This window comes from Acidisoma sibiricum, assembly GCF_057837225.1.
Map to the genome: position 1 here is coordinate 2,672,410 of NZ_CM174445.1, position 22,749 is coordinate 2,695,158.

The following is a 22,749-nucleotide window of genomic DNA, read 5'->3' on the forward strand; positions in this document are numbered from 1 at the left end:
AGCCGCGCTCAGCCGGCGGGTTCCCAGCCGGGCGGTGCCATCTCAAACCCAGCGAACAGAAACGCCGGGGAGACGGTGCAGGAAACGAGGGTCCAGTCGCCCAGGCTTTCGGCGCGCTGCCAGGCATCCTGCGGCACGACGCCCTGCAGGGCCTGGCCCGCGCCTAAGTTCGGCCCGAGGGTGAGGCTGGCCTGTGCCGATCCCGCTTTGGCGACATCGAGCCGCAGCGGCGCGCCCGCATGCCAGAACCACATCTCCACGGCATCGACCTTATGCCAGTGGCTGATGACGCCGCGCGGCAAGAGGAAATGGATGGCAGTCGCGACGCCGCGGTTTTGCAGATCGCCGTCGCGAAAGGTCTCCCGATAGAAGCCGCCTTCGGGATGGGGCGACAGGCCGAGGGCTGCCACCACCGCATCCGCCGCGAGGCCCGGCTGCGTCAGGTCCATCGCCTGGCCCGCTCAGACCGGTGGCGCGGTTTCGGCAAAGCCCGGCACGGTTTTGGCAAAGCCGTCCAGCCAGCGCGCGAGCCGCGGATGGCCGTCACGCCAGTTGTCCGCGGCATAGCGGAAATCGAGATAGCCCAGCGCGCAGGCAACGGTGACGGAGCCGATGGTGGGGTTGCCGGCTTCGGGCGGATGTTCCTCCAGCACCGCCAGTCCGCGCAAGACAGCGCTTTTCTGCCGGGCAATGACGGCAGCGCGCGTCTCCTCCTGCGGGCGGACGCTTTCCATGCGGGCGAGGACCGCGGCATCCATAATGCCATCGGCCAAAGCCTGCTGGCGCAGCGCCGTCCAGCGCGGACCGCCGTGATCAGGAAAAAGCGGCGGCGCATCACCGAGGCTGTCGAGATATTCGCAGATGACGGGACTGTCGAAGAGCGCGACGCCATCTTCCGTGAGAAGGCAGGGCACTTTCGACAGCGGATTGGCCGCAAGCAGCGTGGCCGGCGAGCTATGTGCATCGGTCGGCAGACGCTCGATCTGTGCGTCCAGGCCACGGATCTTGGCGGCGAGCACGACCTTGCGCACGAAAGGGCTGCTGGGCGAGTAGAAAAGCTTCACCGGAACGTCCTTTATAGGGATGAGGAAAGAGGCGCCGCAGTGCGCCGATCAGCCTTTGAATGTGTCCTTGAGCAGGCGGATACGCCCGAAGCTCACCGCGTCGCGCGCGAGCAGATAGGGGTTGACCGGAAGTTCGTCTTCCAGCCGCACCGGCACTGTCATTTGCCCTGCCGCGCGCAGCCGGTCGACTTCTGCCGCCTTGTCGCGCAGGGCCTGATTGTCAGGGTCGATCGACAGCGCGAAGCGCGCATTCGACTGGGTATATTCGTGGCCGCAATAGATCAGCGTGCGCGGCGGCAAGGCGGCGATTTTGCGGAAACTGTCGAAGAACTGCACCGGCGTGCCCTCGAACATGCGGCCGCAGCCGAGGCTGAACATGGTATCGCCGCAGAACAGCATCGGGCCATCGGGCAGGAAGTAGGAGATATGGCCGACCGTATGGCCCGGCGTCTCCAGCACCTCAACCTTATGACCGGCGAAGGTGAAATCCTCGCTCTCCCGCACGCCGATATCGAGCGCCGGCAGGCGATGGGAATCGAGAGCCGCGCCGACGATCTGCGCGCCGAACCGCGTGCGCAGCGCCTCGGCCCCGCCGATATGGTCATTGTGGTGATGGGTGAGGAGAATCATGTCGAGCTTGCCGCCCATCGCTTGCACCGCTTCGGTCGCGGCCTCGCTCTCGGCTGGATCGATGAAGGCGAGGGCGCCTGATGCCTCGTCCCGCAGGAGCCAGGCGTAGTTGTCGGACAGCATGGGGACGGGGATTGCGGTGAGGGTCATGGCCAAAGCCTAGCACCGCAGGCCGCCCGCGGGAATGCAGCGGCGCGGCGTTTCAGCCGCATCGCGGTGCTGTGTGCTTTACGCTATGATCGGCCGGATGGCACTTGATGTTCATGCAGCAGCCGATTTCTACGCAACCGCCCAGGGGATCGTGGCCGGCCGCCTGATCCGCGACCGGATTGCCGGCTTGTGGCCGGATATGACCGGACGGACCGTACTGGGCCTGGGCTATGCGCCGCCCTATCTGCGCGGCTGGCGCGAGGATGCGCGGCTGACCGTGGCTGTCACGCCGGCGCATTTCGGCGCGGCGCGCTGGCCGGTGGGTGGGGCGAACCTGACCTGCATGGCGGAAGAGGATGCGCTGCCCTTCGCGGGGCCGGTTTTCGACCGCGTGCTGCTGGTGCACGGGCTGGAAGGGGCCGAGAATGCCCGCCGCCTGCTGCGCGAGATCTGGCGCGTCATGAAGGATGACGGACGGCTGATCGTGGTGACCCCCAACCGGCGCGGGATGTGGGCCTATTTCGAGAACACGCCCTTCGGCCATGGCACGCCTTATTCAGCGGGGCAGGTGGGGCGGTTGCTGTCACAAAGCCTGTTCCGGGTCGAGCAGCGCGAGACCGCTCTGTTCATGCCGCCCATGGAGACGCGTCTTGTCCTGCGCAGCAATCGCCTGTTCGAGCGTGTCGGGCATTGGGCCATGCCGCAATTGGCGGGGGTGACGATCGCCGAGGCGGTGAAGGATGTCTATTCCGCCATCCCGACGAAGATGGTGCCTGCGCGCCGCTTTGTCCTGGCGGAAGTCCCGTAGCGGCAGCCCTGCTATCAGTGCGGCATCGAAAAGGACTGGCGGAGCGGTGGATCACGTTCCTGTGTAGCCCCCCCTGCCGTACGTCCGGGCAGCGCCATGTGTCACTGCAACGAGACGCGCCCGACGGCCTAACCCTGGGCCGTCTGGCCTTCACAGGAGTTGGCCATGTTTCTGATCCTTATCATCATTCTGCTGGTCCTTGTTTTCGGCGGCGGCGGTTATGGCTATAGCCGCGGCTATTACCGGGATCGCCCGCATTACGGCTACGGCGTCGGCGGTCTTGGCTTCTTTCTGGTGGTGGTGCTGATCCTGCTGCTGCTCTTCGGTCACCACTACTAACTCCGTTTTCCCTGGGTTTTTACGACACGCAGCGTCCGCAAGGGCGCTGCGTTTTTGTTTGTGCGGCAGGATCAGCGGCAAGCGCGCAGATGTCGGCCTGCCCATCCTAGAAACCGTCCAGCAGAGAGAGTATCGACATCGTATCGGTTCGACCGATTTCCTTAAAACGGTACTAATTCAAAACAAAAACTCTTGCTGTTATTCTGCCCTGTCACTATGAGTCCTGTATGTTGTCAGTTCGTAAGAACGACCGCGCTTGGTTGAGTGACCACCATCAAAAATCACCCCGGACGGAGGACAGCGCCATGCTGACAGACCTGAAGCCTATTGACGATATCGCCGATCTGCGGCGCGAACTGAGCCGTATTCCCCGCGTGCGCCTGCAATTTGCCAAGGCGATGTCGGATCTGCTGTCCAGCCACGGGCTGAGTGTCAGCGGCGATCTTCTGGGCAAGCTGAACATCGCCAGCTGCGACGAGCTGGTGGATGAAGATGGGGAAACGATGACGACCTGGACCAACTAGGCGTCCCTGCCCACGTCCATTTGACAAACATCACACCGAACGGCCGCCGGAAACCGGCGGTCGCAACGGCACCGGTCTAGCGGCCGAGGTTCGGGTCTCTGCTGTCCCGCCATCCATAAGGCGATGGGAAAGTCATGACCATCATCGATAGTGACGTCGAAGAGCGCGCCTTCTCTATCACTATGGGCCAGACAGACGCCGCATTCTCGGAAGTCGCGCCATCAGTCTATATCGCCGATCTTCTATCGCCTGCCGTCACCGCCGCGGTCTTGCGCGAGTTTACCGCAGACGATCCCTGGGACCAGGCGCAGATTGCGGTTTTGCAAAAATCCGTTCCTGGACAATCAGAAATTGTCGGCGTCATCGACTATGACCGCCGCAATGCGACCCGCATCCGGCTGCGCGATATTGATCTCGCCAGCAAACCGCAGACCGTGCAGCTGCTGCAGAGGGTACAGGCCGTGGTCTGTCGTTTTGTCACCTCAGAATTCGGCCTGAATTTCGATACGATCGGGGGTGCCGAAATCATCCGCTACCCCGAAGGCGGCGAATTCAAGCCGCATACCGATACCCATCGCGGCAATGCCGAACGCGCCTTCACGGTGATCGTTTATATGGATGATGATTTCACGGGGGGCGAGACTGAATTTCCGCGCCTGGACTACCGTTGCCAGCCCAAAGCTGGCCGCGTGCTGGTCTTTCTGCCGACCGAACTGCATGCCGGGCGGCCGGTTCTGTCCGGTGAAAAGACGGTTCTGGTCTTTTGGGTGCTGTTCCCCGGCAGTAAGGCACAGCCTGAATGCGAGACGCATCGGTCATGACCGCACGGCGCCGTGCCAGCCTGCCGCAGGCAGTCTCAGGCGGGGATCTGCTGGCCGGGCTGCGGCCCGCGCTGTTGTCCTGGATCGGGGCGGCGCATTGGCCGCGCTGGCTTGACTGCGCCAGTGCGGTGCCCAGCAGCAACCGGATGTTTCTGGAACTGCATCCAGGCAGCCGTCCAGCGCGCTGCGATATCGTCACCAGCCTGTGCATTTCGGACGGGTCGCTTGCGGCCTGGCTGAAGGCGGGGTTTGAGCAGCGGAGCCCGGTCTGGGCGGCGACGATTGCGCTGCTGCAGGATTGGCGGCGCGAGCTGGCCGCAGGGCAGGGTGCCTTGCGCGATCAATGCATGATGATGTGGCTGGAATTCGATCTGGCGCCGCATGAGGCCGCGCTCGGCGATCCGGCGCTCTTCATCGCCCTGGTGCCGGGGGCGGATATTCAGGCTTTGTCGGCCAGTCTGGCGGGCTATCCCGCTTTGGCCGATCAGGTGTCCCGCTTCGCGCATCTGCTGCGTCATCAAGCGCCATGGCAGGCCGCGGACGCCATGGCGCTGGGTCATATCGGCTATATGGCCTCACGCCTGACGGCGTCTTCCGCCTCATCCTTGCGGAGCTGCTGGCGATGCGACAGCGAAGACCAGATACGGCAATGGCTGACCCTGCTCGGCATTGCGCGTGACGACGGCGTTTTACGCCGGGAGTTGGCGCGGTTGCGCCCGCTGATGCGCCGCGGCAATTCGCTCATGCTCGATTGCGACAGCGCGGAGCGGTTTCTCGGCGCCTTTGCCGTGGAAGTGAATGTCTTCCAGCGGCAATGGGCGCCGGCCGTCGCCGGCTGTGACGCCGTTCTGCAGGCGATCGCCGATCTGGGGTTTCTGACGCCCGAACAGACGCGGCAGCTTCGGCGCATGAATGGCCGCTACCTGTCAGACTCCGGCCAGACTGTCTTTTGCCTGCTGCACCATATCAAGTTCAGATTCATGGAGTCGCGTGTCGTCGAAGCGAAACTCTATTGGCTTGTGCGCGTCATCAACCCACAGCCGGATGCGCATGACACGCGCGTCTTCGATTGCGCTCATGAGGCGACCCTGCCCTGGCACGGTCCCCTGATGACTGACCGCGTCCGATCGGACAGTTCGTTAAACCGGTAGGACGACGGCACACCCGCCAGACCTTCCTTGAAAGGAGACCGTCCATGCATGTCATCGTCACCGAAATCCATCTTCTTCCCGGTCAAACCGAGAATTTCGTCGCCTTCTACAAGTCGAAGGCGGTGCCCTGGTACAAGGAAAACACCAAGGTCGAGCGTATCGAGCTGATCACGGATGCCACCCATAACAAGGCTTTCGCGCATCGCTATTACAAGTCCGCCGAGGAAGCCGCCTATAAGAAGGGCGGAGACGCCGACTATGCCAGTCTGAAGGCCGAGGCGCAGAGCTTTGCGACCGATATTCCGGTGCGCCACACGGCGGTTCTGCATAGTCTGTGATACGGCGGCCATGCCACCGGCGTCTGTCTTAGCCGGTGGCAGGCTGCGGGCCGCGCGCCGCGATCCGCGGGCGCATGCGGCGCAGCACGGGGTCGCCGGCGCGATGATGCAGGGCGACCGCCGCGACATGACCGAGGACCAAGGTCCCCAGCCCTGCGCAGCAGAGGCGGTGCAGATGGCCGAGTGCGGGCAAAGCCGCGTTCCCCGGCGGCAGGCTTGGCATGGGCAGCAGGCCCAGCAAGCGCCATGGGCCAGGCATCATCAGCAATCCTGAGACGAGGACGGCCATGATGGTGGCATAGAGCATGGCGTGGCCAGCGAGCGCCGCGCGGGCCGGCCAGGCTGAGCGCCGGGCCTGCTGCCAGGGGCGGCTGCGCAGGAACAGCGCCGTGCGGGCCAGGAAGACCGGCACGAACAGGGTGGCGATCTGCGGGTTGATCAGGTCGATCATCCGGCGGAAGGCGTCATGCGGATGGTGTGCCGCCAGAAAACCGGTGACGGAGGCCCAGATAATGACCGCGGCCGACAGCCAATGCAGCAGGATACGGGTTCCTGAATAGCGGGCGTCCATGATGCAATCTCCGGTGGCGGGGCAGTGCGGCCGGGTATTAGTGCAAGTGCGAGGCATTCGCAACTATAGCGGCTTGCAACCCGGGCGCGTGCAGCGCAGATTCACCGAAAGGCACCAGCTTCGAGGGGAGGCCGCCATGATCCGTCTGCCGGAACCGAAAGCGGCGACACTTGCCAAGCGGGACGCCATCATTGCCGGATTGCGGCGGATTCTGCCCGAAACCGGTGTGATCGCCGAAGCCGTGCGGCTGAAACCCTATGAGGTAGACGGGCTGACGGCCTATCGCCAGCCGCCGCTGGCCGTGGCCCTGCCGGAAACCACCGAGCAGCTGGCCGCGGTGCTGCGCTTTTTGAATCGGGAATCGGTGCGCGTCATTCCCCGTGGCGCGGGCACCAGCCTGTCGGGCGGGGCGCTGCCGCTGGCGGACGGTGTCGTGATCGGCATGATGCGCATGAACCGCATCCTGGACATCAATTATGACGACCGCTTTGCCGTGGTCCAGGCGGGCGTCACCAATCTGTCGATTACCGCCGCCATGCAGGCGGACGGGTTTTTTTACGCGCCTGACCCGTCCAGCCAGCTTGCCTGCATGATCGGCGGCAATGTGGCGATGAATTCCGGCGGCGCGCATTGCCTGAAATATGGCGTCACGGCCAATAACCTGCTCGGCCTCAAGATCGTGACCATCGATGGCGAGATCGTCGATATCGGGGGCGCCCATCTGGATGCGGCGGGCTTCGACTGGCTTGGCATATTGACCGGCAGCGAAGGCCAGCTCGCGATGGTGGCCGAGGTCACGGTGCGCATCCTGCCGGCGGCCGAAGGGCAGCGCGCCATGCTCGCCGCCTTCCGCTCCAACGAAATTGCCGGGGCCTGCGTCGACCGCATCATCGGATCGGGCATCATTCCTGTGGCGCTGGAATTTATGGACCGGCCGGCCATCCACGCCTGCGAGGCTTTCGCCCATGCCGGCTATCCGCTGGATGCGGAAGCGCTGCTGATCATCGAGGTCGAAGGCTCGGTCGCCGAACAGGATGAGCTGCTCGACCGCATCCGCGCCATCTGCGCCGAATTCGACCCGATCAGTTGCAAAGTCTCCCAATCGGCCGAGGAAAGTGCGGCGATCTGGAAAGGCCGCAAGGGCGCTTTCGGGGCCGTGGGGCGAATCAGCCCGGACTATCTCTGCATGGACGGCACCATCCCGACCGGCCGTCTGCCGGAAGTGCTGCGCCGGATCGGTGAGATGAGCGACCAATACGGGCTGAAGGTCGCCAATATCTTCCATGCCGGTGACGGCAACCTGCACCCGCTCATCATGTTCGACGCCAATGACCCGGACAGTTTCCACCGGGCCGAAGCCTTCGGCGCCGATATCCTGTGTCTCTGTGTCGAGGTCGGCGGCTGCCTGACCGGCGAACATGGCGTCGGCGTCGAGAAGCGCGATCTGATGGGGCGGCAATTTACCGAGATCGAGCTGGACCAGCAGCGTGCCATCAAATCCGCCTTCGACCCGGATTGGCTGCTCAATCCCGCCAAGGTCTTTCCGCTCGTGGCGGCCTGAGCCGCATGAGCGAGACCACGGAGCGCGCCGACCTTATCCCCGCCGACGAGGCGGAGATGGCGGCGATGGTAGCGGAGGCGCGGGCGGCGCAGCGTCCGCTGCTGGTGCAGGGTTTCGGCTCCAAGACCGCAATGCTGCGGCCGGTGCAGGCAGCCACGACCCTTTCCACCCGCGCACTCTCCGGCATCACACTCTATTCTCCAACTGAACTCGTGATCAGCGCGCAGGCCGGCACACCGCTGGAAGCGGTCGAGGCCGCGTTGCAGACGCAAGGCCAGCAATTGACGGCGGAACCGCCCGATCTGTCCGGGCTGCTGGGCAGCACGGCTGCGCAGAGCTGGGGCGGCATGGTGGCCGCCAATCTCAGCGGACCACGCCGCGTGGCCTGGGGGGCGACGCGCGACCATGTCATCGGCATGCGCATCATCAACGGCCGGGGCGAGGTCATCCGCGCCGGCGGACGCGTGCTCAAGAACGTCACGGGGCTTGATCTGTGCAAGCTCATCACCGGCAGCCACGGCACGCTCGGCATCATGACCGAAATCACCATGAAGGTGCTGCCGGCGCCGGCAATGACGGGCGCGCTGATTATCCGCGGGCTCGATGCCCGCCATGGCGTGGCGGCGCTGTCGGCTGCCCTCGGCTCACCCTTCGGGGTATCGGGCGCCGCCTGGTTGCCGGCCTGGGCCGTCGATCGTGTCCCCGGCATCGGCTCACAATCCGTCACCATCATCCGGGTCGAGGATTTCCCGAACAGCGTATCCTACCGGCTGGAGCGGCTGGCAGGGACGCTCGCCCGCTTCGGCAAAGCGGAGCCTCTGGATGAGCGGACAAGCCGGCGGGTCTGGACCGCGATCCGTGACGTGACCCCCATTCGCCCCGAGCCGGGGGAGGCGGTGTGGCATCTCTCCACGCGGCCCTCGCGCGGACCGACACTGCTGGAGCTGATCGGCAATGCCGGCGTGCGTGGCTTCATGGACTGGGGTGGCGGCCGCATCTGGGCGGTGGGACCCGGCACCGAGGCCGCGCATGGCGCCATCATGCATGCTGTCTGGGAACTGGGCGGCACCTTCACCCTGATGCGGGCGCCCGAAACGCTGCGGGCGGCCATGCCGGTGGTGCCGCCGGAAAGCCCGCCCCTGGTCGGCCTGACACGGCGCGTCAAAGCGGCGATGGACCCCGCCGGCATCTTCAATCCGGGCCGTCTCTACGCGGGGCTATAGAGAGTCATGCAGACCACTTTTTCCGCCGAACAGCTGCGGGATTCAGATACCGCGGCATCCAACCAGGTGCTGCGCACCTGCGTCCATTGCGGTTTCTGTACCGCCACCTGTCCGACCTTCGTGCTGCTGGGCGATGAGCTGGATAGTCCGCGGGGACGCATCTACCTGATCAAGGACATGCTGGAATCGGGCAAGCCGGCGACGGAGGAGGTGGTGCGCCATGTCGACCGCTGCCTCTCCTGCCTGTCCTGCATGACGACCTGCCCATCAGGTGTGAACTACATGCACCTGGTCGATCATGCCCGCCGCTATATCGAGGAGAGCTACCGGCGCCCCTGGCCGGAGCGGATCTTGCGCGCTGTCCTGGGAACCGTTTTGCCCAATCCGCGGCTGTTCCGCCTGGCGTTGCGGGCGGCGGCTGTGGCGCGGCCCGCGGCCCGGCTCATCCCCGCGCGCGGGATCACGGGCCAGCGCCTGCGCGCCATGCTGTCTTTGGCGCCGGCCAGCCTGCCCGCCGAAAGCGCCTTGCAGCGGCCGCAGATTCACCGCGCGCAGGGTGAGCGCCGGGGCCGCGTGGCCCTGCTCACCGGCTGCGCGCAGAAAGTGCTCGCGCCCTCGATCAACGAGGCCACCATCCGGCTGCTAACCCGTCTCGGAATCGACGTCGTCATCGCGCCCGAAGTCGGCTGTTGCGGGGCCTTGACCCATCATATGGGCCGGCACGATCCCGCAATGGCAGCGGCCCGCGCCGCGATCGCGGGATGGAGCCGGGAGATCGAGGGCGAGGGGTTGGACGCGATTCTGATCAACACCTCGGGCTGCGGCACGACGGTGAAGGATTACGGCTTCATGTTCCGCGACGAGCCGCCGGCGGAGGCGGCGCGCGCAGAGCGCGTCTCGGCGCTCGCCGCGGATATCACCGAATATCTGGTGCGGATCGGCTATCAGGCGCAGCGCCCGGCCCCTGGCCTGACCGTCGCCTATCACGCCGCCTGCAGCCTGCAGCACGGCCAGAAGGTGACCGCCGCGCCCAAGGCGCTTCTCAAAACCGCCGGGTTTGCGGTGGTCGAGCCGCGGGACGCGCATCTCTGCTGCGGGTCGGCGGGCACCTACAACATCATGCAACCGGAGATTTCCGGGCAGCTGCGGACGCGCAAGCTGGCAAGCCTGAAGGAACGCGGGCCGGATCTGATTGCCGCGGGCAATATCGGCTGTATCACCCAGCTCTCAGGCGAGGGTGTGCCGGTGGTTCATACAGTGGAGTTGCTGGATTGGATGGCCGGTGGGCCGCAGCCTGCCGCTATCCTTACTCCGTCGGCCGCGCCTGGCGGTTGACATGGTCCAGCGCGGCCGCGACGCCGCGGGGGACATCGGCGAGTGAGACGTATCGATAGCGCGGGACGTCAGGATCGATTCGGCGGATCAGTGCCGTGCTGCAATGGATGCCACCCCGATCGGCATGGCAAAGATCCTCGGGCCGCGCTCCCCAGGACAAGGCGAGCCGGTACAAGGCCGCGAGCGGCCAGGGCCGGACATGGGTCGGGTCATCCCAAAAATTCGTGAAGGCATGCCCCTCAACGTCCGGGTCGCTCCGTAAAAGAGCTGTGTGTTCGCTTGGCGTTTCGATATAAACGCACGCGCCGGGCTTTACGGCGGCGATCATCGTGCCGAAAACAGAAACGGCGTCGCTACAATGCTCAATGACATGAGTGGCGACGATCAGGTCCGCTTGCAGGGGAGGGAGCGGTCCGCCGATCGCGGTCAATAGACGGAATTCTGCGCCGAGCGGCCGTTCCGGGGGTTCCTGATGCAGATCGATGCCGATGTGCCGCAGGTCACCACGTCCGATCCTGGCTGCGATATGCGCCGCCTGCCAACCGTAGCAACCGTAGTCGACGACGAGGGAACCCCGGGGCAGGTCGCCAATAATCGTCGCCAGCCGATCTTCCGCAGAACTGTCCTGAAGGGCGACGTCTTTTTCGTGCGTGCGGGCGCTACTTAACGCCCAGAGTTTGGTTGTCATGCTCGTCGTTCCTAGAGGCAGTTCTGCTAGCCTTATCTGCGGGTTGCGTGCAAGGCTCAGTTGTTAATGGATCTGAAATAGGGCTTTAACTCCATCGAAAGGTTAGTCAGGTTGGGTTGCTTTGGGCGGTTGCTGATTGGCTTACATTGGGTGAGGAACGAAGGATGAGAAGGCGTCAGCTCCTGGTGAGCTTGGGTGGGGCGGCCGCCGGGTTGGCCGGCAGTCCCTGGAAAGCTCAGGCGGCCCAACCGATTCCCTTGCCCAAGGGCGATCCGGTGCTCACCATTATGGGTAAGATCAGCAATCCCAACCGCGGCGCGACCGCGGTCTTTGACATGGCCACACTCGAATCGCTCGGGATCACCACGCTCACGACCAAAACACCGTGGACGGATCAGACGAAATTCAGCGGCGTTTTGCTTGACACGCTGATGAAACGTATCGGGGCGCAGGGCACAACCCTCGTCGCCACGGCCCTGAATGACTATAGCGCGGAAGTGCCGATTTCCGACTTTGCCGCCTATAAGCCGCTCCTCGCGACCCGCATGAACGGTCAACTGATGCCGATCGCCGATAAGGGGCCGCTCTTCATTGTCTATCCCTTCGACGGCAATCCCGATCTCGCGCGGCAGACGTTTTATGGCCGTTGCGTGTGGCAGTTGGACCGGATGACCATCGTCTAAGCCATGCAGGCTCGCATTCAGCGCGACACGGGCCGGCGCCGTCTGGTCAAACTGTTCCTTGCCGGGGTCCTCGTCTGCTTCGCTCTCGCGGCGGCGGGGACGTCCTACCTTGTACTGCAGCAATCGACAGCGGCACATCGTCTGGCCCGATACGACACCGCCTTCGATGCCAGTCAGGGCGCGGCCGAACTCATGCGTCTGGAGACGTCCGCCGCCAGGCTCGCCCTGAAGCTGCCGGGCAGTTCCCCGGAAATGCTCCAGCTGCGCTTTGCTATTTTGCAGAACCGGGTGAGCGTTCTGCTCCGCCCGGAATTCCAGTCCTTCCTCAGCGGCCATTCTGAACTGGCGACCGTCGTGCCTGATCTGGCGCGGGCGGTGCAGGAGATTAAGCCGCTCGCCAGTTCGCCGGATCAGCCGGACGTGCCCAGGCGCATCCTGACCATCCTGGAACCGCTGGAACCCGACCTGATCCAGCTCGCGTCGCTCAGCAGCACCTTCGTCGGCAATGATATTGAAACCGGCGAAATCCGTCTGCAGAGGCTGCATATGATTTCGGCGGCGGTCACCGGGGTGCTGATCGGGCTGGGCGTTCTGCTCATTCTCATCCTGCTGCGCGACAATCACCTCATGGCCGAGAATTACGGCCGCCTGAGCCGGCTGACGGACGAGCTGCAGCGCACCGGATCTCAACTCTCCAGCGCGCATATCGCTGTCGCCAAGGCGAACGAGGATCTTAATGTGCAGAACGCGACGCTGCGCCGCCGGGACCAGGACCTGGCGGTGCAGAATGCGCGCTTCGACGCAGCGCTCAATAACATGTCGCAGGGCCTTCTGATGGTCGACGGGTTCGGGCGCGTGATCGTCAGCAATCAGCGCTTTCTGGAACTGTTCGGTCTCGCGTCGCGGGACGCGCCGCCGGGACAGGATGTGGCTGCGCTGTTTTCCATGGTGGCCGAGCGGGAGCGTGTGCCGGTGCAGGTCGCCCACACGCTGCATGACCGCACGCGCGCGCTCACGGGAAAGCACGAGCCGGAGGCCTTCGTCGCGGAAACCCAGGAGCGGGCCATCAAAGTCGATCATCAGCCGATGGTGGACGGCGGCTGGGTTGCCACCTTTGAAGATATCACCGAGCAGCGCCAGGCCCAGGCGCGCACAGCCTATCTCGCGCATCACGATAGCCTGACCGATCTGCCCAACCGCCTGATGTTCGCCGAGACATTGCGCACGGCGCTGAGCCGGCGGCCGGCGGGTGACTATTTCGCGCTGCTGCTCGTGGATCTCGATAATTTCAAGGACGTGAACGATACTTTGGGGCATCTGGCGGGCGATACTTTGCTGGTGGCCGCCGCCGAACGGTTGCGGCGCTGTATCGGCCCGCAGGACAGCGTCGCGCGCCTGGGCGGTGATGAGTTTGCCATTCTCCAGACCAAGCCGGGTCGCATCGCGGAGACGGAAGCATTGGCGCGCCGCATCGTCTCCACAATCGCCGAGCCATTCTATTACGAAGGCGCCCGCCTGGCCGCCGGCGCCAGCATCGGCATCGCTCTCTGTGCCGATAACGGCATGACGGACGCCCAAAGCCTGCTGCGCAGCGCCGATATGGCGCTTTACCGCGCCAAGGCCGAGGGACGAAACACCTGGCGCTTTTTCGCGCCTGACATGGAAGATGCCGTGCGCGTGCGTACGGCCATTGCGTCCGACATCCGCAATGCGCTCGACCGTCATGAGCTGGAACTCGTCTATCAGCCGATCTTCGACTTCAAAACCGGGCATCTGCGCCAGTTCGAGGCGCTGATGCGCTGGCGCCACCCGACGCTGGGCTATGTGACGCCCGATCGCTTCATCCCGATGGCGGAAGAGACCCGTCTGATCCTGCCGATGGGCGAATGGGTGATCGGCGAGGCTTGCCGCACGGCCATGAACTGGCCCGAGGATATCCGCATCGCGGTCAATCTCTCTCCCTTGCAGTTCAAATCCCTGCAGCTGCCGCTGGTGATCGAGACGGCGCTTGCGCGCAGCGGCTTGCCCGCGCATCGGCTGGAGCTGGAGGTGACCGAAAGTGCGCTGCTGCAGGATGTGGACGATGTCCGCGCCATGCTGCGGGATCTGCGCGCCCTGGGCGTGCGGGTGGCCCTGGACGATTTCGGCACCGGCTACGCCTCACTGGGGTATTTGCAGAAATTCCCATTCGACAAAATCAAAATCGATCGCAGTTTCGTCAGCGAAATTGTGACGCGGGCGGATTCGCTGGCGATTGTCGAATCGATCATTGGCCTCGGCCACAAGCTTGGTATCGAGACCACGGCGGAGGGCATCGAAACGCGGGAGCAATACGACATTCTGCGCGGTTTCGGCTGCGATCTGGCGCAGGGATTTCTGTTCGACCGGCCACAGTCCTTTGCGACCGTGCAGCGAAAAATGGCGCAAGGTCTGTACGACCAGCCGGCGGGGCGGGACGCTTCATGACCGGAGGCCGCCATGGTCCGGCCTTCCGCCCTCAGTGGGTGATGCCATGGGTGCCGGGGCCTGATGCCGTGAACCAGGCAAATCCGCCTTTGCCGTGGCGCTTGACCTGATACAGCGCTTCATCGGCGTGGCGCAGCAGGCTGCGGAGGTCGTTGCCATGGGCTGGGAAGCGGCTGGCGCCGATGCTGACGCCAAGCTGGGCGGCGCCTAGACGCGTGGCGACCGGTGCGTGAAAGGCGGCGTGGATGCGCCGGGCCAGGCTTTCGCTGCGATGGCCGGTGCCGTCAGGCAGAAACAGGGCGAACTCATCCCCGCCCAGCCGGCATAGCATGCCGTCTTCACCGACAGCGCTGCGCAACCGTCTGGTCGCTTCGACGAGCACGCAGTCGCCAATATCATGCCCCCACTGGTCGTTGACGGTCTTGAAGCCGTCGAGATCAGCCAGCAGCAGTGAGAAGCCGCCGGGCTGTCTGCTGGTCTGACTGGTCAACCGCTGCCATTCCCGCTGCAACCCGCGCCGATTGGGGATTCCGGTCAGTGCGTCTTCAGACGCGATGCGGCGCAATGCCTCCTCTGCCTGTTTCTGCAGGGAGATATCTTCAAAAACGGCGACGCCGATGCCCAGGTCATGCAACACGGTGCCGCGGCTCTGCACGGTTGTGACGGACCCGTCGCGACAGCGGATGGTGACTTCAAGCGGCGGGATGATGGTGACGCCGCGGCGCGTGCTATCCCGCAGCAACGCCCAGTGCCGGCCCAACGCCTCTCGGTCGTCCTGCCGCACATAATAGGCGATCCAGTCGTCTACGGTGGAGAGATCCTGACTGGTATAGCCGAAGACATCGGTGAAGGCCCGATTGACGAAACCGATCGTGCCGTCGCCGATGGAGGCCCAGCTGACGGGTGTCGGCATCGTATCGATGATTGTGTAGAGTTCGCCGATCGTCCAGAACGCCCGCGTGCCGTTTATCGGAAAAAGTGCGTCCAATCCATGTCCCCTCGGGCGCAGTCGCCACCGGCTGGCGCGGTCACCGAATACGGGGAACTGATGGGTGACGATGCGTGGCTGGGCAGCCAGGACACAATCGAGACACTGTGAGGCCGATCGGGGCGCGCCGCATCACTAGCACCGAAAGGTGAAGGTTCAGTTTCGCACGCTGGCTGGCGCGTCGCGCGGCGCGCAGGCCAGCCAGCGATGGATCGGGCGCCGCAGGCGCCCACACGGCGCCGGCGCCGGCTGACGAGCGCCCCTCAGACCTCGTTCAGGAAATAGACGGTCGAACCGCCGCCGGCGACCATATCCTTGATCCTGGCATTGAAGGCGCGGCCATGGGCGCTGCCGATATGGGCCTCGAAGGCGGCGTCGTCAGCGTAGATTTCGTCGACATGGTAGGCGCGGGGGTTGCTGTCCAAGGTATAGGCCACGAAACGCAGGCAGCCTGGCTCGGCCCGCACGTCCCGCGTGAGATCGGCCATCATGGCGCGGATGGTCTCCTCATGGCCTGGCAGAACCTCGAACGTCGCATAGAGAGCTTTCGCCACGACAAGCCTTCAGTGGTTGTTAAGATTTAGTGAGTTAGGCCGTCGCCCCCGGCCTGTCATCCCCCCGTCGCGCAGTTTCGCGCGGCGACCCAGCGCGCCGGGGCGGCAGAGCATGTCAGGGCGCCGGCAGGGCCAGATGCAAGGTTGCCAGTTCGGCCGGATCGTCGCCGCCCAGATTGGTCCAGCCCGTGCGGATGACAGTCATCATGGCGTCCGCGGCGCCCTGCGGGTCGCCCGCCGCAATGACCCTGGCCAGGATGCCGTGGTCCTTTTGGGACTGCGCATCCGCCCCGTCATCCTCGCGCGGCGCGCTCATCGAGAAGCTTGCCAGCAGAGCGGTGCGGATCAGCGCGGCGATGGATTGCAAAAACGGGTTGCCGGCACTTTCAAGGATAAAGAGATGAAAGGCGAGATCGGCCCTGGCAAAAGCTTCCCGATCACGCCCCGCCTCAGCCATTTGAGCGGCAAGCCGGGTGAGCTGGCTCGCGGCCTCCGCGTCGCCGCGCGCGGCCATGATGGCGGCCGCCATCGGCTCGAAGGCCTGGCGCAGCACGAAGAGATGCGCGAGGAAGGCGCGGTCGACGCCCGCAGCAAAGCGCCAGTCCAGGATATCGGCGTCAAACATGTTCCAATGACGCTCTTCCAGCACCCGCGTGCCGACGCGCGTCTTGGGATGGATCATGCCTTTGGAGGAGAGCTTCTGCAGAGCCTCCCGCAGGGTGCTGTTGGATACCTTGAAATGGCGGCTCAGCACGTCCTTGCTGGGCAGGAGGCTTCCCGGGGGGTACAGGCCCGAGACAATGTCAAGTCCGATGCCCCGCATCACCATGTCATGCGCTGCCTGTGGCCTTTTCCGCACGCGCAGCGACGTCGCAGGGCGACGGCGCGGAACGGGGCTAAAGATGCGGGCCACGACGCGGGCCGCCTCCGGCTCGCTCAGACAGCGGGCAGCGCTGTCCGGGAGGGGCCATCGTGGTGCAGGCGGTGGCTTCTGGTTGGGCCATTATTCGCCTCTGAGCTGCAAAAGACCGTGCGGGCTATCCGTTTTACAAACGATATGACCCGCAAGGGAAGACATTAATCACATAAATCAATGGTCCCCGATGGCTGTTGCTGTCGTCCGGCAGGCCGCGGTCAGGATTTCAGCGGCCCCAGCCAGCCAGACGCAGCTTGCGGTCGGTTTCATACTGATTGAGGGCGTAGACTGCCCAGATCGCCGCGGGTATCCAGCCGATGATGGTCAAATGCAGGATCAGGCACAGAAGGCCGGACCAGGGGCGGCCGATAAAGAAAAAGGATACGGCGGGCAGCAGCAGCGCCAGGAGAAGACGCATGGGAACCTCTATCTCTTATGTCGATTAAAACCAGCGGCGGCATTGCCGCTTTGTCCAGATAGGGTGAAGTTTCGCTCTGTCATCCTGGACAGCATAGCGGTCACAGCCCCAGAGGACCGAGGCGGATGGCCGGCACCATGGCGCCGGCCGCCAAAGCCGGCGCGAAGGGCGGCCGGACAAGTAAGGCGTCGGCTGCCGCCAGCCGGCTGATCTGCCCCGAATCCTGAGTCTGATAGGGATAGGCCGCCCAGCCGCCATCTTCGCGCACGAGAAGCGAGGCGCGCACGTAATCCTCGCGGATGTCATTCGCCGGCAGGTCGGCGGCCAGCCGCACCGGCTCAGCCAAGGGCGGGTCGCCGGGCAGGCCCAGCATCCGCTCGATGGCGGGGACCAGAAACAGAATGGCGCAGACCAGGGCGGAGACCGGATTGCCGGGCAGGCCCAGCATCGGCACATCCCCCAAATGCCCATGCATCAGCGGCTTGCCCGGCCGCATGGCGATGCGCCAGAAATCGAGCACCAGGCCGGCAGAGGCAAGGCCTTGCTGGACCAGATCATGCGCGCCGACGCTGGCGCCGCCCGTGGTCACCAGCAGATCGGCACCCCGCGCGGCGCGGGCCGCGGCGGCGATGGCCGGCAGATCGTCCGGCACCGTCGGCAGCAGGACCGGGTCACCGCCCGCCGCGCGCACCAGGGCGGCGAGGGCCGGACCGTTGGAGGAGACCACGCCACCGGGCGGCAGGGGCTCTCCCGGGAGGGCGATTTCATCGCCCGTGCAGAGGATGACGATGCGCGGCCGGCGATGGACGGCGACCCAAGGATGGCCGGCGGCGGCGGCCAGGCCGATGAGCCGCGGATGCAGCCGCAGGCCACCTGCCGCGACCGTCTCACCTTCTGCGAAATCGGCACCGTGAACGCGGATATGGCGCCCCAGCGGCGGCGCCGCATTCACCGTCACCCAGTCGCCGTCCGCCGTGGCATTTTCCTGGATGAGGATCGTATCCGCGCCTGCGGGCACGGTGCTGCCGGTGAAGAGCCGCACGGTCTCGCCGCGCTCGACCCGGTCCGCGAAGGGATGGCCCGCGGGTGCCGCGCCAATCAGCCGCAGCCGCGCGCCCGCCACCGCGTCCGCGGCCCGCACCGCATAGCCGTCCATGGCCGAGACATCGGCCGGCGGATTGGACAGGCGCGCGATCAAAGGGGCGGCCAGAACGCGGCCGGAGGCCGCCATCAGCGAGACCGTTTCGGCGGCGGTGGGCGTGAGCCCGGCGAGGATGCGGCTGCGCGCTTCGGTGACGGAAATCATGGCGCGGCAAAATCCCCGGATGCACCGCCGGATTTGGCGGTGACGCGCAAGCCGTCAACCACCATGCCGCGATCGACCGCCTTGCACATGTCGTAGATGGTGAGTGCGGCGACCGAGGCCGCGGTCAGCGCCTCCATCTCCACGCCCGTGCGCCCCGTGGTGCGGACGGTCGCTGTAATCTCGATGCTCGAACCGCTGACATTCACCTCAAAGGCGAGGGTGACGGCCGCGATCGGCAGAGGATGGCAGAGCGGAATAAGATCGGCCGTGCGCTTGGCGGCCATGATGCCCGCGAGACGCGCGACGCCCAGGACGTCGCCCTTTTTGGCTTCGCCGCTTTGAATGAGCATCAAGGTTTCGGGCAGCATGGTGATGCGGGCGCGGGCGGTCGCTTCCCGCGCCGTCTCGGGCTTGCCCGAGACATCGACCATAACGGCCTGGCCGGAGGCATCGAAATGGGTCAGCCGGTCGCCAGTTTTCTCGGTCATCGGCCGGCCTTTGTCGAGGTTAGGCGGCGGCGTCTGTGGCTCGCTGCGCGCCGATCAGGTCACGCACGGCCTGGGCGACATCGGCCTGACGCATCAGGCTTTCGCCGACCAGATAGCATTGCAGCCCGGCATCGATCAGGCGCTTCACGTCATCCGGGGTCTGGATGCCGCTTTCGGCAATCAGGAACCGGTCAGGCGGGACATGCGGGGCGAGCGTCACCGCCGTCTGAAGATCGGTCTTCAAGGTCTTGAGATTGCGGTTATTGATGCCGATCAGCGGCGTCTGCAGCCCAAGCGCGCGGCCGAGCTCAGCCTCATCATGCACTTCGGCCAGCACGTCCATATCGAGCGCGCGGGCGAGTGCTTCCAGCTCACGCGCCTGATCGTCGGAAAGGGCGGCCAGGATGAGCAGAATGCAATCCGCCCCCATCGCCCGGCTTTCATAGACCTGCCAGGGTTCGAGAATGAAATCCTTGCGCAGCACCGGCATCGGCACGGCTGCCCGTACGGCGACCAGATCCGCCGTCTCCCCCTGGAAATACTTGCCGTCGGTGAGCACCGACAGGCAGGTGGCACCGCCATCCTGATAGGCACGCGCCAGGGACGGCGGATCGAAATCCGGGCGGATCAGCCCGCCCGAGGGCGAGGCCTTCTTGATTTCGGCGATCAGCGCGACGCGATGCAGATTGACGTGATCCATCAGGCGGCGGCCGAAACCGCGCGGCGGCGTCTGGACGGCGATCCGCTGCTTCAGCGCCTCGACCGGCGCTTCCACCTTGCGGCGGGCGGTCTCAGCCCTTGTGTCATTGCAGATCTGGATCAGGACGTCGGGAATGTGTGAATTCATGCTTCCGTCAATGCTTGGAAATCGCTGAGGAGAGGAGCTGGCTTTCCCGGCGCAAAGTGTCAAGCGCGCCGAGCGCACGGCGCTCATCCAATGAGGTGGTGGCGGCTGTGACGCCTTCGGCAAGGCTAGCCACGCGGCCGGCCACCAGCAAGGCGCCGGCGGCGTTAAGGATAACAGTGTCGCGGTACGGGCCCGGCTCGCCGTCCATCAGGCGCTGCAGGGCCCCGGCATTGGCCGCCGCATCGCCGCCGCGCAAGGCGGACAACGGGGCCGTGGGCAGGCCGACATCCCCGGCATGCAGAATGACATCCTCGACCCGGCCATGGGTGAGAACCGAGACATGGTTCGGCCCGGCGAGCGTCAGCTCATCCAGCCCCTGGCCATGGACGATCCATGCGGCTTCCGTGCCGAGATGGCTGAGCGCTTCCGCGACGGGGCGGGTCCAGTGACTGGCGAAAACGCCGGTGAACTGGCGCGTCACGCGCGCCGGATTGGCAAGCGGCCCGAGCAGGTTGAACAGCGTGCGGGTGCCAAGCTCGGCGCGAACAGGCGCGGCGTGGCGCAGCGCCGGGTGATGGGCGGGCGCGAATAGAAACACGCAGCCGGTGCGGGCGAGCAGGTCTTCCAAGGCGGCAGGCGGCAGGGCGACGCCGATGCCCAAATGCTCCAGCACATCCGCCGCGCCGGATTTGGAGGACAGCGCCCGGTTGCCGTGCTTCGCGACCGGCACGCCGCAGCCGGCGACGACGAAGGTGACGGCGGTCGAGATATTCAGCGTGCCCTGCTCATCGCCGCCGGTGCCGCAAACATCGATGGCGCCAGGCGGCGGCGTGATGGCGACCATGCGGCTGCGCAATGCGCGGACGGCGCCGACCATTTCGGCGACCGTCTCGCCGCGCACGCGCATGGCCATGAGCAGGCCGGCGATTTGGGCGTGTGTCGCGTCACCGCTCATGATGGCGCCGAAGGCACCCTCGGCTTCCGCCTCGGTCAAGCTTTCGCCGCGGGCCAGCCGCGTCAATAGAGGACGGATGGCGCCGGTCATGCGCTGTCACTCATCATCGCTGATTGGGCCGTTCGCGGTCAGGCGGCACGCGCGGGCGTATTGCGGCCGCGGGCGATATCCAGAAAGTTCGACAGGATCTTGTGCCCGTGCTCGCTGGCGATGCTCTCGGGATGGAACTGGACCCCGAAGACGGGCAGCGAGCGGTGCCGCAGTCCCATGATGAGCCCGTCTTCCGTAAAGGCGGTGGGCACCAGGGTTTCGGGCAGCGTGTCGCGCTCGACGATCAGGCTGTGATAGCGCGTCGCATTGAAGGGGGACGGCAGTCCCTCGAAAATATCCGAATTGCCATGCGTGACCGGGCTGATCTTGCCATGCATGGGTGTCGGCGCGCGCAGCACATGGCCGCCGAAGGCCTGGCCGATGGCCTGATGGCCGAGGCAGACGCCAAAAAGCGGGATCTTGCCTGCCGCCGCCTGGATGACATCGAGGCAGATGCCGGCCTCATTCGGTGTGCAGGGACCGGGCGAGAGCACGATCGCCTCGGGCTGCTTCTGCATCACCTCATCCACGGACAGCGCGTCATTACGCCAGACCTCGCATGCGGCGCCGAGATCGCCGAAGAACTGCACGAGGTTGAACGTAAAGCTGTCGTAGTTGTCGATGAGGAGGATCATGCCAATATTCTGCGCTGGACGGGCGGCCATGGTCAATTGGAAGGCCGGAACGGCTGGGTTGCGGCCTATAACAGGGCCGGGCTACCGATAGTGACGGATAATCCGCTGTAGCGGACCTTTAAGGACACATAGCATGGACATGCAGACGGGCGGAAAGACGTTTCCGGTCACGCTGACCGAGGCTGAATGGCGCGCCAGGCTGACGCCGGAGCAATTTGCGATCCTGCGCGGCCATGCGACGGAGCGCCCCGGCTCCTGCGCGCTGCTGCGCGAAAAGCGCCCTGGCACATTTGAATGCGTGGGCTGTGGCAATCCGGTGTTTCGCGGCGACACCAAATTCGAGAGCGGCACCGGCTGGCCGAGCTTCGACACGCCCTTGGCCGGCGCGGTGGAGACGACGGAAGATCGCAGCCACGGCATGCTGCGCACGGAAGTGCATTGCGCCAATTGCGGCGGGCATCTTGGCCATGTTTTCCCGGACGGGCCGCCGCCGAGCTTTGAGCGCTATTGCATCAACGGGCTGGTGCTGAACTTCGTTCCCGCCGAATAGCGAGACTGCGCTGCGCCATGGCGTGCCATGGTTCGGGATGCCATGCGCGGCAGGCCAGGCCGGAGGTGGAGGGCAAAACCCATATCTCCGGCATGTCTGCGAGCGGCGGTTGCGCCCCATAGGCAAGGCGGCCGGTCGGCACTGCGAAAAATTCGGCGGCCGCGCGCTTGCTGTTGAAGGCGAGAAGACGGGGGCGGTAGAGGGCCATCGCCGCGTGCAGCCGGTCACGGTCGAAACCATGACGCGGCAGCGCCTCATCCTGCCCTGATTCCGTCTTGCAGATATCAGTGAGACCGATGCCAAGCGCCAGAAGGGCCGGGAAGTCTGACGGCTGAAAGCGATGCGGCGTAAGCCCCGTTTCGGCCAGGATGGGCCAGAAGCGGTTTCCGGGCCCCGCGTAATAGGCGCCACGGGCGGCCGAGACGGCACCGGCCGCCGTGCCGCAGATGACGAGATCAAGCCCCGTCTCCAGCAGGTCGGGGAGGATGTCGGGGACTGGCAACCTATCCATGCGATAACGATAGCAAGGGATTGAGGTTCCGTCGTGCGCTAAGGCGTCGCGGCGAGGTCCTGGCGCGCGTCTTCGGCAACAGTCCTGATTTCTGGCTGAACGCGCAGCGGCGCAGCGACCTGTGGGAGGCCATGCACAG

The 22,749-nt window shown here is 65.2% G+C and carries 27 protein-coding genes; 12 read left to right on the top strand and 15 right to left on the bottom strand.

Annotated elements, in window-relative coordinates; translation table 11 throughout:
• Positions 1-8: 8 nt before the first annotated feature.
• The 3 genes from AC3G7M_RS12730 to gloB are packed head-to-tail and all read right to left on the bottom strand — an operon-like array spanning position 9 to position 1,844.
• Positions 9-449 carry a cupin domain-containing protein gene (locus AC3G7M_RS12730; RefSeq protein WP_489212395.1) on the bottom strand — a complete coding sequence of 147 codons (441 nt, stop codon included), beginning with the start codon at positions 447-449 and terminating at the stop codon, positions 9-11.
• Positions 450-461: 12 nt separating this feature from the next.
• Positions 462-1,064, bottom strand: a complete 603-nt coding sequence (locus AC3G7M_RS12735) for a glutathione S-transferase N-terminal domain-containing protein (RefSeq protein ID WP_489212396.1) — start codon at positions 1,062-1,064, stop codon at positions 462-464.
• Between the two features lie 48 nt (positions 1,065-1,112).
• Complete coding sequence (gloB, locus tag AC3G7M_RS12740) at positions 1,113-1,844, bottom strand: hydroxyacylglutathione hydrolase (protein ID WP_489212398.1); 732 nt, start codon at positions 1,842-1,844, stop codon at positions 1,113-1,115.
• Between the two features lie 97 nt (positions 1,845-1,941).
• Here gloB and AC3G7M_RS12745 point away from each other — a divergent pair, with 97 nt between their 5' ends.
• The 6 genes from AC3G7M_RS12745 to AC3G7M_RS12770 all read left to right on the top strand — a co-directional run bounded on the left by AC3G7M_RS12745 (position 1,942) and on the right by AC3G7M_RS12770 (position 5,825).
• Positions 1,942-2,652 (top strand): class I SAM-dependent methyltransferase, encoded by a 711-nt coding sequence (locus AC3G7M_RS12745; protein WP_489212399.1) that lies wholly within the window; start codon positions 1,942-1,944, stop codon positions 2,650-2,652.
• 165 nt (positions 2,653-2,817) lie between these two features.
• Positions 2,818-2,991: a DUF3309 family protein gene (locus tag AC3G7M_RS12750; RefSeq protein ID WP_489212401.1), complete on the top strand. Its 174-nt coding sequence runs from the start codon at positions 2,818-2,820 to the stop codon at positions 2,989-2,991.
• Positions 2,992-3,296: 305 nt separating this feature from the next.
• Positions 3,297-3,515: a hypothetical protein gene (locus AC3G7M_RS12755; RefSeq protein WP_489212402.1), complete on the top strand. Its 219-nt coding sequence runs from the start codon at positions 3,297-3,299 to the stop codon at positions 3,513-3,515.
• 134 nt (positions 3,516-3,649) lie between these two features.
• Positions 3,650-4,336: a prolyl hydroxylase family protein gene (locus tag AC3G7M_RS12760; protein WP_489212403.1), complete on the top strand. Its 687-nt coding sequence runs from the start codon at positions 3,650-3,652 to the stop codon at positions 4,334-4,336.
• Positions 4,315-5,487, top strand: a complete 1,173-nt coding sequence (locus AC3G7M_RS12765) for a hypothetical protein (RefSeq protein ID WP_489212404.1) — start codon at positions 4,315-4,317, stop codon at positions 5,485-5,487. The genes AC3G7M_RS12760 and AC3G7M_RS12765 overlap by 22 nt, the downstream gene beginning before the upstream one ends.
• Before the next feature lie 44 nt (positions 5,488-5,531).
• Positions 5,532-5,825, top strand: a complete 294-nt coding sequence (locus AC3G7M_RS12770; RefSeq protein WP_489212405.1) for a hypothetical protein — start codon at positions 5,532-5,534, stop codon at positions 5,823-5,825.
• Positions 5,826-5,853: 28 nt separating this feature from the next.
• On the opposite strand, the gene AC3G7M_RS12775 is transcribed toward AC3G7M_RS12770, so the two are convergent.
• Positions 5,854-6,396 carry a cytochrome b gene (locus AC3G7M_RS12775; RefSeq protein ID WP_489212406.1) on the bottom strand — a complete coding sequence of 181 codons (543 nt, stop codon included), beginning with the start codon at positions 6,394-6,396 and terminating at the stop codon, positions 5,854-5,856.
• 136 nt (positions 6,397-6,532) lie between these two features.
• Between AC3G7M_RS12775 and AC3G7M_RS12780 the strand changes: the two genes are divergently transcribed.
• Genes AC3G7M_RS12780 through glcF form a run of 3 tightly spaced genes read left to right on the top strand, consistent with a single transcriptional unit; the run spans position 6,533 to position 10,515 of the window.
• Positions 6,533-7,957 carry an FAD-linked oxidase C-terminal domain-containing protein gene (locus tag AC3G7M_RS12780; RefSeq protein WP_489212408.1) on the top strand — a complete coding sequence of 475 codons (1,425 nt, stop codon included), beginning with the start codon at positions 6,533-6,535 and terminating at the stop codon, positions 7,955-7,957.
• A gap of 5 nt (positions 7,958-7,962) precedes the next feature.
• Positions 7,963-9,180, top strand: coding sequence for an FAD-binding protein (locus tag AC3G7M_RS12785; RefSeq protein ID WP_489212410.1), 1,218 nt, complete (start codon positions 7,963-7,965; stop codon positions 9,178-9,180).
• Between the two features lie 6 nt (positions 9,181-9,186).
• Positions 9,187-10,515: a glycolate oxidase subunit GlcF gene (glcF, locus tag AC3G7M_RS12790; RefSeq protein WP_489212411.1), complete on the top strand. Its 1,329-nt coding sequence runs from the start codon at positions 9,187-9,189 to the stop codon at positions 10,513-10,515.
• Here the strand turns inward: glcF and AC3G7M_RS12795 are convergent.
• Positions 10,487-11,203, bottom strand: coding sequence for a class I SAM-dependent methyltransferase (locus AC3G7M_RS12795; RefSeq protein ID WP_489212413.1), 717 nt, complete (start codon positions 11,201-11,203; stop codon positions 10,487-10,489). The genes glcF and AC3G7M_RS12795 overlap by 29 nt on opposite strands.
• Positions 11,204-11,367: 164 nt before the next feature.
• On the opposite strand from AC3G7M_RS12795, the gene AC3G7M_RS12800 reads away from it, so the two are divergent.
• Together AC3G7M_RS12800 and AC3G7M_RS12805 are read left to right on the top strand one after the other, a co-directional pair.
• Positions 11,368-11,886, top strand: a complete 519-nt coding sequence (locus AC3G7M_RS12800; RefSeq protein ID WP_489212415.1) for a putative pterin-binding protein — start codon at positions 11,368-11,370, stop codon at positions 11,884-11,886.
• 3 nt (positions 11,887-11,889) lie between these two features.
• Positions 11,890-14,352 (top strand): putative bifunctional diguanylate cyclase/phosphodiesterase, encoded by a 2,463-nt coding sequence (locus tag AC3G7M_RS12805; RefSeq protein WP_489212417.1) that lies wholly within the window; start codon positions 11,890-11,892, stop codon positions 14,350-14,352.
• Between the two features lie 31 nt (positions 14,353-14,383).
• Here AC3G7M_RS12805 and AC3G7M_RS12810 read toward each other — a convergent pair whose 3' ends face one another.
• The 9 genes from AC3G7M_RS12810 to AC3G7M_RS12850 all read right to left on the bottom strand — a co-directional run bounded on the left by AC3G7M_RS12810 (position 14,384) and on the right by AC3G7M_RS12850 (position 21,549).
• Positions 14,384-15,340, bottom strand: coding sequence for a diguanylate cyclase domain-containing protein (locus AC3G7M_RS12810; protein ID WP_489212419.1), 957 nt, complete (start codon positions 15,338-15,340; stop codon positions 14,384-14,386).
• A gap of 263 nt (positions 15,341-15,603) precedes the next feature.
• Positions 15,604-15,894 (bottom strand): putative quinol monooxygenase, encoded by a 291-nt coding sequence (locus AC3G7M_RS12815; RefSeq protein ID WP_489212421.1) that lies wholly within the window; start codon positions 15,892-15,894, stop codon positions 15,604-15,606.
• Between the two features lie 115 nt (positions 15,895-16,009).
• On the bottom strand, positions 16,010-16,807 hold the full coding sequence (locus AC3G7M_RS12820) for a FadR/GntR family transcriptional regulator (protein WP_489212423.1): 798 nt from the start codon (positions 16,805-16,807) through the stop codon (positions 16,010-16,012).
• Between the two features lie 229 nt (positions 16,808-17,036).
• Positions 17,037-17,228: a YqaE/Pmp3 family membrane protein gene (locus AC3G7M_RS12825; RefSeq protein ID WP_489212425.1), complete on the bottom strand. Its 192-nt coding sequence runs from the start codon at positions 17,226-17,228 to the stop codon at positions 17,037-17,039.
• 100 nt (positions 17,229-17,328) lie between these two features.
• The gene (locus AC3G7M_RS12830) at positions 17,329-18,534 is read right to left on the bottom strand and encodes a molybdopterin molybdotransferase MoeA (protein ID WP_489212426.1); all 1,206 of its coding nucleotides are present in this window, start codon (positions 18,532-18,534) and stop codon (positions 17,329-17,331) included.
• Positions 18,531-19,022, bottom strand: coding sequence for a cyclic pyranopterin monophosphate synthase MoaC (gene moaC, locus AC3G7M_RS12835; protein ID WP_489212428.1), 492 nt, complete (start codon positions 19,020-19,022; stop codon positions 18,531-18,533). Before moaC ends, AC3G7M_RS12830 begins: the two co-directional genes overlap by 4 nt.
• A 19-nt stretch (positions 19,023-19,041) precedes the next feature.
• Positions 19,042-19,869 (bottom strand): indole-3-glycerol phosphate synthase TrpC, encoded by an 828-nt coding sequence (gene trpC / locus AC3G7M_RS12840; RefSeq protein WP_489212430.1) that lies wholly within the window; start codon positions 19,867-19,869, stop codon positions 19,042-19,044.
• Positions 19,870-19,876: 7 nt separating this feature from the next.
• On the bottom strand, positions 19,877-20,914 hold the full coding sequence (trpD, locus tag AC3G7M_RS12845; protein WP_489212431.1) for an anthranilate phosphoribosyltransferase: 1,038 nt from the start codon (positions 20,912-20,914) through the stop codon (positions 19,877-19,879).
• Between the two features lie 38 nt (positions 20,915-20,952).
• Positions 20,953-21,549, bottom strand: a complete 597-nt coding sequence (locus tag AC3G7M_RS12850; protein WP_489212432.1) for an anthranilate synthase component II — start codon at positions 21,547-21,549, stop codon at positions 20,953-20,955.
• Between the two features lie 139 nt (positions 21,550-21,688).
• On the opposite strand from AC3G7M_RS12850, the gene msrB reads away from it, so the two are divergent.
• On the top strand, positions 21,689-22,099 hold the full coding sequence (msrB, locus tag AC3G7M_RS12855) for a peptide-methionine (R)-S-oxide reductase MsrB (protein WP_489216046.1): 411 nt from the start codon (positions 21,689-21,691) through the stop codon (positions 22,097-22,099).
• On the opposite strand, the gene AC3G7M_RS12860 is transcribed toward msrB, so the two are convergent.
• A complete protein-coding gene (locus tag AC3G7M_RS12860; protein ID WP_489212433.1) occupies positions 22,062-22,610 on the bottom strand; it encodes a mismatch-specific DNA-glycosylase in 549 nt (182 codons plus the stop codon). The two genes, msrB and AC3G7M_RS12860, sit on opposite strands and share 38 nt — an antisense overlap.
• Positions 22,611-22,749 lie beyond the last annotated feature (139 nt).